Consider the following 7789-nt stretch of genomic DNA (forward strand, 5'->3'; position numbering starts at 1 on the left):
CAAAACCTAGATTCCATGCACCTGGTTGAATAGCATCGTAAACTTCATCTTTCCCTATCATTCTGCCCTCATTTCTCATCAAATCTCTACGATGATTGTCCCCTTCATCTTGTTATGGGCGCACTTCAACATTCTACTTGGCGATTATACGGAGATTATTAACCCAAGGTTTTTTCTTTGTAAACGCTTTTACTTGAAGTTTACATTAGCGTAATACTGTGAAGAAGATTGTCGACTATGATTTAATAGCAGATTCATTTTTCATACTTCATGTATAACTTCGAGGAGGAGCTTCTTTGTTTAACCAAACATGTAATATCAATTTTAAGCGCGCTATTCGAAATACTCTGAACATGACTATACTAATAGCTTTCTTGTTGTATGCGTTCAGTTCTCACGCCTCCGCTCATGCACTCAGCGCTAGCTATACGACAATTGCTTTTGAACAAGACAAAACGGGCTTCACCTTTTCACTCGATGTACTATCAGTTATTGAAAGTATGGATGTAGATGCTAACAAAAATGGCCTATTGGATGCAGACGAACTGGAAAAGAACAAACATCGATTAGAAGAATGGATTGACGATAGTTTAGTCCTCGAGAAAGACGGGAGAGAACAAAAGGCGGAACTTACGGATTTGAAGCTCGGCAAGAAGGGGGACAAGGAGGTCCTTACTTGGGAGTTGACTTACCCTGCATTTGCACCAGGACAAACGATAAGTATCAATGACGGTCTGTACGCCGGCCCATCTGATTCCGCTTATGTAAATTTGCTTACTTCGCGGCATGGCAATCAAGTCAGCGAAACCGTTTTACAAGGAAAGAACCGTACGTGGACCACTCTCCTTGCAGAAGAACAACAACAACAACAACAACAACAACAACCGGCCCCTTCAACTTCTGCGGGTACTGCCCAGGTAGACCAACCGTTGCAACAAACGCAGCAAGCTCAGACCAGTAATCAAGGAACGGTATCTTCAGCGGATCCAGCAACATCATCATGGTTTTCCTTCTTCAAGCTGGGCATCAATCATATTCTTACCGGATACGACCATATGTTGTTTCTATTAGCGCTGCTGCTGCGCAAGCAAAGTTTTAAACAATATGCTTCCATTATTACAGCTTTCACCCTCGCACATAGCATTACATTAACTCTCGCTGTACTTGGCTTCATCAGCCTTCCTTCACGCATTGTTGAGTCTGTGATCGCCTTAAGTATTTGTTATGTCGCGTTGGAAAATATGTTCCGCAAAGAATTGCGTAACCGGTGGATCGTGACTTTCTTATTCGGTCTCATCCATGGAATCGGCTTCTCTGATATATTGCGTGAAATGAATCTACCGAAAAGTCATTTAGCTGTGGATCTTATTAGTTTTAATGTGGGAATTGAATGTATTCAATTATGCCTTGTACTCGTTTTGCTTCCTATTCTTATCTTCTTACAGAAGAAATCGTTCTTTAGGTCCACAATAAATATTGGTTCACTTGTCATTACAGCATTAGGCGGAATTTGGCTTGTTGAACGAATGTTCTTTTAGATAAAGTAAGCTCCCCTTCCGTGTATATGAGGGGGGCAGAAGAAATTAAAAAAAGTCTGCTTGATCTCCGCTGCTTAGTCGCAGGAGTTTAAGCAGACTTTTTAGTGATTCCGAGGAGTAAATTTCTCGAACGATAGTAGTTCCATTGAACTGATTCGATTATTCAATCCTATAAAATCCATTTACCATCACATATCCACTAAGCTCTTGAATATATTTAGTAACAAGCTTTTTTTTACATCTAAATCATTGCTCTGTGCATGCCATACGATAAGGGTAAGCTGCTACTTGCCTAGGAAGATCACCCCCAAGGAGGTGTCAACATGACAGAACCCCTATTTACCGTTTCCCGTGAGGATTGGTCATTGCACCGTAAAGGGTACCAAGATCAAACCCGACACCAAGAGAAGGTCAAAGATGCCATTAAACAGAACCTCCCTGATTTGGTTACAGATGAAAGTATTGTTATGTCCAACGGGAAGCAGGTCGTGAAGGTACCTATCAAGAGTCTGGATGAGTACCGTTTTCGTTATAACTTTAACAAAGGGAAACATGTCGGACAGGGAGACGGCGACTCACAAGTGGGTGATGTGTTAGGAACTGACCCTCAGCCCGCTCAAGGTCCAGGAAAAGGCGAGGGTGCGGGCGACCAGGCTGGTGAAGATTATTATGAGGCCGAAGTCAGCATGGAGGAGCTGCAAGCGATGCTGTTCTCTGAGCTGGAGCTGCCAAATTTACAGAAAAAAGAGAAGCGCAACATGACGACCACAGAAGTAATTTTCAACGACATCCGCAAAAAAGGCATCATGTCCAACATCGATAAAAAACGCACCATCATAGAAAATTTGCGCCGTAATTCACGCTCGAATTCGCCGGGTATTCACCATATAAGCCCCGATGACCTTCGTTTCAAAACGTGGGATGAAGTCGAGAAGCCGCACTCGAATGCTCTTATTATTGCAATGATGGATACGTCAGGTTCCATGGGATCCTTTGAGAAATACATCGCACGCAGCTTCTTCTTCTGGATGACGCGGTTTCTGCGCACGAAATACGAGAACGTGGAGATTGTGTTCATTGCTCACCATACGGAAGCCAAAGAGGTCACCGAAGAGGAGTTTTTCACAAAAGGCGAAAGCGGCGGCACGATCTGCTCCTCGGCGTACCAAACCGCCATCGATATTATCGATAAACGCTACCCGCCCTCGCAGTTTAATATTTATCCTTTCCATTTCTCCGATGGAGATAATTTAACGTCGGATAACGAACGCTGCGTGAAACTCATCACCCAATTAATGGAGCGCTGCAATATGTTTGGTTATGGCGAGGTGAATCAATATAACCGCAGCTCCACGCTGATGTCCGCTTTTCGCCATATTCACGATCCTAAATTTCTGCACTATGTCATTCGCGAAAAAGGCGAAGTTTACAAAGCGTTGAAAACCTTTTTTACCAAGCAGGAGGGAGTGGCTGTTCCGTGAGTAAATCCGAAATTCAGCAGCTTGAATATGCCATTGATGAGATAACGGAGATTGCTAAAGGGTTTGGGCTCGACTTCTATCCGATGAGGTACGAAATTTGTCCCGCCGAAATTATTTATACGTTTGGGGCTTATGGAATGCCAACCCGTTATAGCCATTGGAGCTTCGGGAAAAATTTTCACCGCATGAAGACGCAATACGACCTGGGGTTAAGCAAAATTTACGAGTTAGTCATCAACTCCGACCCTTGCTACGCATTTTTACTGGATGGCAACTCGCTCATTCAAAATAAGCTTATCGTTGCTCACGTGCTGGCGCACTGTGATTTTTTCAAAAACAACGTCCGCTTCTCCAAAACGAACCGTAACATGGTCGAGAGCATGTCCGCCACGGCGGAGCGCATCAGGCAGTATGAAATCGACCACGGCATTGATGAAGTCGAACAATTCATTGACGCGGTGCTTGCGATTCAAGAGCATATTGATCCTGTGCTCACCCTTTCCTACAGGCAGGCACGCAATCGTCAAGAAACCAACAGAGCCTCAGCCCCTGCTGCTCGTTCTGAAGCGACTTATGGCTATGAAGACTTATGGAGTCTTGACCCCAAAAACAAACCCGCTCCAGCGGCAGACAAAGAGGAAGTCAGACGCTTCCCGCCAAAGCCCGAAAAGGATATTCTGCTCTTTATCGAGGAGAATGCGCCGTATATGGAGGATTGGCAGCGCGATATTCTGACCATGCTGCGCGATGAGATGCTGTATTTCTGGCCGCAGTTGGAGACCAAAATCATGAACGAAGGCTGGGCTTCGTACTGGCATCAACGCATATTGCGCGAAATGGATTTGACCGAAGAAGAAACAATTGAATACTCCAAACTCAACTCGTCCGTCGTCGTTCCCTCCCGACATACGCTGAATCCGTATTATTTGGGGGTCAAAATTTTCGAAGACATCGAGAAGCACTGGGACAATCCGACCGAAGAGGAAATGCGCATTCAAGGCCGTAAGAAAGGGGAAGGCCGGAGCAAAATGTTCGAGGTGCGCGAGTATGAATCCGATACCTCTTTTATCCGAAATTATTTGAATAAACCGTTGGTGGAGGAACTGGATTTATATATTTTTGAGAAGAAAGGTCCAGAGTGGAAAATTACCGATAAAACATGGGAACATACTCGGGATCAATTGTTCGCCTCGCGCGTCAACGGCGGTTTCCCCTACATTGTAGTGGAGGATGGCGATTACCAACGCAACGGCGAGTTGTATTTGAAGCATTGTTACGAAGGGGTCGAATTGGATCTCAAATACGTTGAACGAACGCTCCCCTATATTTACAAGCTCTGGGGCAAGTCCATTCACATGCATACGGTCGTGGAAGAGAAACCGGTTTTGTTCTCTTTTGACGGTAAGAAGCATCATCGCAGGTTTCTTTAAGGGAAAAAAACCGGCCGAGTGCGCGAGCGCATCTGGCCGGTTTCTGTTATTTATTCAAGACTGAACAGCCTGTCCATGGATATTTGCAAGTCGTTAAAAACATTTGATTGGATTATTTCGATAACTGCCATCCTGAAGCGAATAAACATGAACCATTCGTTGTTTCATTCCTCCAACTCCATCCATTCATTTACAACGTCCATAGCACCTTTAAAACACTGTCTCCCTTTATTCGTTAATCCATCCTTCGCCTTCTCATATTCCGCACCCAGCATCCATTTCGCATTTTGTTCCTTCACCCGATTAAATTCCTGCCAGCGTTGTTTCAGCGCAATAAAATAGGTTCGATCTCTTTCATCGACGGTTTGCCTGCCCAGCTGCTCCAGACACTGTGACATCTCAATTTCTTTCGCTGCTTTTTGATCATCCCAATAACGGATTTTATCCGCATCCCTGGAATCAATCATCGCAACCATGATGGCTCGCATCCCAAGTGCGCATTCCACCCAGCGGTCAATTGCCGCTTGAAGGTGATGAGCATCTTTGGGATCAGGCAGCTTAAATTGCGAAATCACAGAACGAAGCGATAAGCTGTCTCGCGTCGTTTCCTGAATATGATCATTCATCAGGTAAATCGACTGCTGCTGAATCTCCGTCGAGGCGAGTACCTCCTCACAACCTGCAGCAACCTCCTCTATCATGGCAGACGTTTGATTCAAGGCATCCGAAATTGACGAACTGCTGCCCATCATTACCAAGAAGCGGCCATCCATTTCTTTCATCTGTCCCAAAATACGATCAAGGAACAAAGCCATCTCATCATACTCCTGCATGGAAGCTTCCATTGTCGCTACCCCGGTGCCAACGGCATGCTGCATCTGATCAATCCCTTCTTTTAACCCGTTTGCGTTTCCCGTTACAGATATAATCTGCTCGTTAATGTTGACCGTAGCTTGCTGGGTCTGTACAGCCAACTTGGAAATCTCACCGGCCACAACGGCAAATCCCCTACCCTGTTCACCGGCGCGAACAGCCTCGATATTGGCATTCAGCGCCAGCATTTGAGTTTGTCTGGATATTTCTTTGATCTGATGGACGATGCCTGTAATTTGGCTAATTGTGCTGTTCAACTGCTTCATGCCTTCATGAATGCTGGCGCTATCCCTGGATATTCGAAACATCTGTTCCTTCGAAGACAGAATGTCCTGTTTACCCGCTGATACCTTTTCCGAAAAAAGATTGGCGTCTCGTAACAACTCGCTGTTGCTTTGCCCTAAACTATGTATAACGCGATAAATCTGCGACATATTCTCAGCCATCTGCTGTATGGTTTCCGATGTATCTTGCATGCCGATGGCTATTTCGCGAACTGTGCTCGTAACACCCTCCACCTGATCAGCAATGACGATCGATTGTTCACTCATATTTACCATTTTCAAATGCAGATACTCGGAAGAACGATTAACGACTCGGATCATGGCTTTTAAACTGCTCATCGCTTTCTTAAAGGCCACGATCAGAACAGGTTGGCGACCTTTCGAAGCAAGCTTCATACTAAAATCACCAGATGCCATGCCCATCAATTTGTCTTCCATCCATTGGTTCGCAGAAGAACGAAAAACCTTCATTCGAGCCACCCCCGTTGAAATTTTGTTATAAAAAGAATATAAAAAAAGCTCTAAAACACCCCCAACAAGCAAGACAAAAAAACTTTGTCTTTTCTGCTAGTTTCAGGTTTTCAGAGCTTCATTGCTCAATATGCGCTTCACGACGTTGTGAAGAGGTTTTCTCTTAATTTCGCCCCCACTATATTCGACAACAATTGACATGATTTTATCATATGTAAGATTATATGACAACACACTTACATATCAATAGCTTGAAGAGACTACTACCTGATCAACCCCTCCGTTCCAACAACGACAAAAGTAGTGCTTTTCCGACAACGATAATCGACGGACATCCTTTACAAGTCATGTTACGCTTAGAACTCAGTTAATTGATAATAATTTTCATGTCAGGAGATGAGTTGAAATTGAGAATGAATATTTTATTTAACAAGCGACCGATTTCTGTGAACTTTATTGGTACGGACCACAAACTAATTCCATCTCTGATCAACGCTCTTCGTTATAACAAATTTACAACGACGAACCTTGGCCATACGTTAGAGCATGTGGACCTATTTAGTTCAGAAGCCATTTTATATGCAAAGGATGGAAATAAAGCTAGAATACCAATTTTCTAAAATCAGCTTTACATAGACGTAAAGTCCATTTGTCCGAGTGATTCGTTCACTTATGCAGATGGGCTTTTTTCGTGCGGCAAGCAAGCATAATTTCTATTTGATAGTCATAGACTGATAGAAAAGAGTTGAATGATTACGAGAATAGGAGTTGCCTTATGTCCACGTTCCGTCCCGCCAAAAGTAAAGCAGCCTCCCTACTTATCTATATCCTGATTATGATAACTAGTTTCATATGGACGATTATTTTGGGGTTCCATCACAATGTCAAACCGCCGAACCTCCCGATATCCGAGTATCGAATTGTCCAAGCCAACAACGGCGTTACCCTCCATAGCATTCGGACTCTGCCTCAAAATATCGGGCTAAAGGCCATCACCGCAAATGTTACGGATATGAAAGAAAACGGGATTAATGGCGGCTTCTTTTGGCAGGGCTATCTGCTAAGCATCGCCGTCATCAACGACCGCCCTGTCAAAGGGCAGCCTGGCGATTACGGATCCGGTTGGTTTAATATTGACCGCAAACGGGGAACGTTAGTCTGGGACGAGAAGGCACAAACCTTCACGATTCAAGTCGTTGAACACGCCGATGAGCTGAAAGTCATGGATCGGGACCATTATTGGGCGCAGGGTGGCGTAAGCATGGGACTGACGAATCCGGACGGATGGGCTGCTCAAGCCATTTCGGAGGAGATGCCCGTCATCGATGAGAAACGGATGCGCTCAGGGATTGTTTATGACAGGAACAACAACGTGTACTTAGTCGTTGCCCCGACGCCATGCACCGGCGATCAATTCCGCACAGCTGTGCAGGAGCAGGTGGGGAACGGCCAGCTGGTGGACGGCCTCTTCCTTGACGGCGACGGTTCCTCACAGCTCAAAGTCGCCGATTACCTGCTTCCCGGCGATCACCGCGAGGTGTATCAGATGATTGCGCTGCTGAAGTAAGAGCTCGAGTGCGGGGGTACTTGAGAGGCATGAGCACTTGAGAGAGTGCGTGAGCACTTGAGAGAGTGCGTGAGCACTTGAGAGAGTGCGTGAGCACTTGAGAGAGTGCGTGAGCACTTGAGAGAGTGCGTGAGCACTTGAGAGA

General features: G+C 45.1%; 6 protein-coding genes. 5 read left to right on the plus strand and 1 reads right to left on the minus strand.

Features of this window, described 5'->3' with window-relative positions; translation table 11 throughout:
* The first annotated feature begins 296 nt into the window (after positions 1-296).
* The 3 genes from J2Z65_RS14565 to J2Z65_RS14575 all read left to right on the plus strand — a co-directional run bounded on the left by J2Z65_RS14565 (position 297) and on the right by J2Z65_RS14575 (position 4449).
* A complete protein-coding gene (locus J2Z65_RS14565) occupies positions 297-1538 on the plus strand; it encodes a HupE/UreJ family protein (RefSeq protein ID WP_240159818.1) in 1242 nt (413 codons plus the stop codon).
* Positions 1539-1861: 323 nt separating this feature from the next.
* On the plus strand, positions 1862-3019 hold the full coding sequence (gene yhbH / locus J2Z65_RS14570; RefSeq protein WP_167061435.1) for a sporulation protein YhbH: 1158 nt from the start codon (positions 1862-1864) through the stop codon (positions 3017-3019).
* Positions 3016-4449, plus strand: coding sequence for a SpoVR family protein (locus tag J2Z65_RS14575; protein ID WP_167061438.1), 1434 nt, complete (start codon positions 3016-3018; stop codon positions 4447-4449). The genes yhbH and J2Z65_RS14575 overlap by 4 nt, the downstream gene beginning before the upstream one ends.
* 164 nt (positions 4450-4613) lie before the next feature.
* On the opposite strand, the gene J2Z65_RS14580 is transcribed toward J2Z65_RS14575, so the two are convergent.
* Positions 4614-6077: a methyl-accepting chemotaxis protein gene (locus J2Z65_RS14580; RefSeq protein WP_167061441.1), complete on the minus strand. Its 1464-nt coding sequence runs from the start codon at positions 6075-6077 to the stop codon at positions 4614-4616.
* A gap of 407 nt (positions 6078-6484) precedes the next feature.
* On the opposite strand from J2Z65_RS14580, the gene J2Z65_RS14585 reads away from it, so the two are divergent.
* Entirely contained in the window at positions 6485-6697 is a 213-nt protein-coding gene (locus J2Z65_RS14585; RefSeq protein WP_157323138.1) for a hypothetical protein, read from the plus strand.
* A 155-nt stretch (positions 6698-6852) separates the two neighbouring features.
* Positions 6853-7644, plus strand: a complete 792-nt coding sequence (locus J2Z65_RS14590) for a hypothetical protein (RefSeq protein ID WP_167061447.1) — start codon at positions 6853-6855, stop codon at positions 7642-7644.
* The last annotated feature ends 145 nt before the right edge of the window (positions 7645-7789 follow it).

This window comes from Paenibacillus aceris (genome assembly GCF_017874035.1).
Classification (GTDB): Bacteria; Bacillota; Bacilli; order Paenibacillales; family NBRC-103111; genus Paenibacillus_E; species Paenibacillus_E aceris.

Coding starts and splice junctions, on each gene's coding strand:
- J2Z65_RS14580 (WP_167061441.1), bottom strand. CDS start 6,077: ATGAAGGTTTTTCGTTCTTCTGCGAACCAATGGATGGAAGACAAATTG.
- yhbH (WP_167061435.1), top strand. CDS start 1,862: ATGACAGAACCCCTATTTACCGTTTCCCGTGAGGATTGGTCATTGCAC.
- J2Z65_RS14590 (WP_167061447.1), top strand. CDS start 6,853: ATGTCCACGTTCCGTCCCGCCAAAAGTAAAGCAGCCTCCCTACTTATC.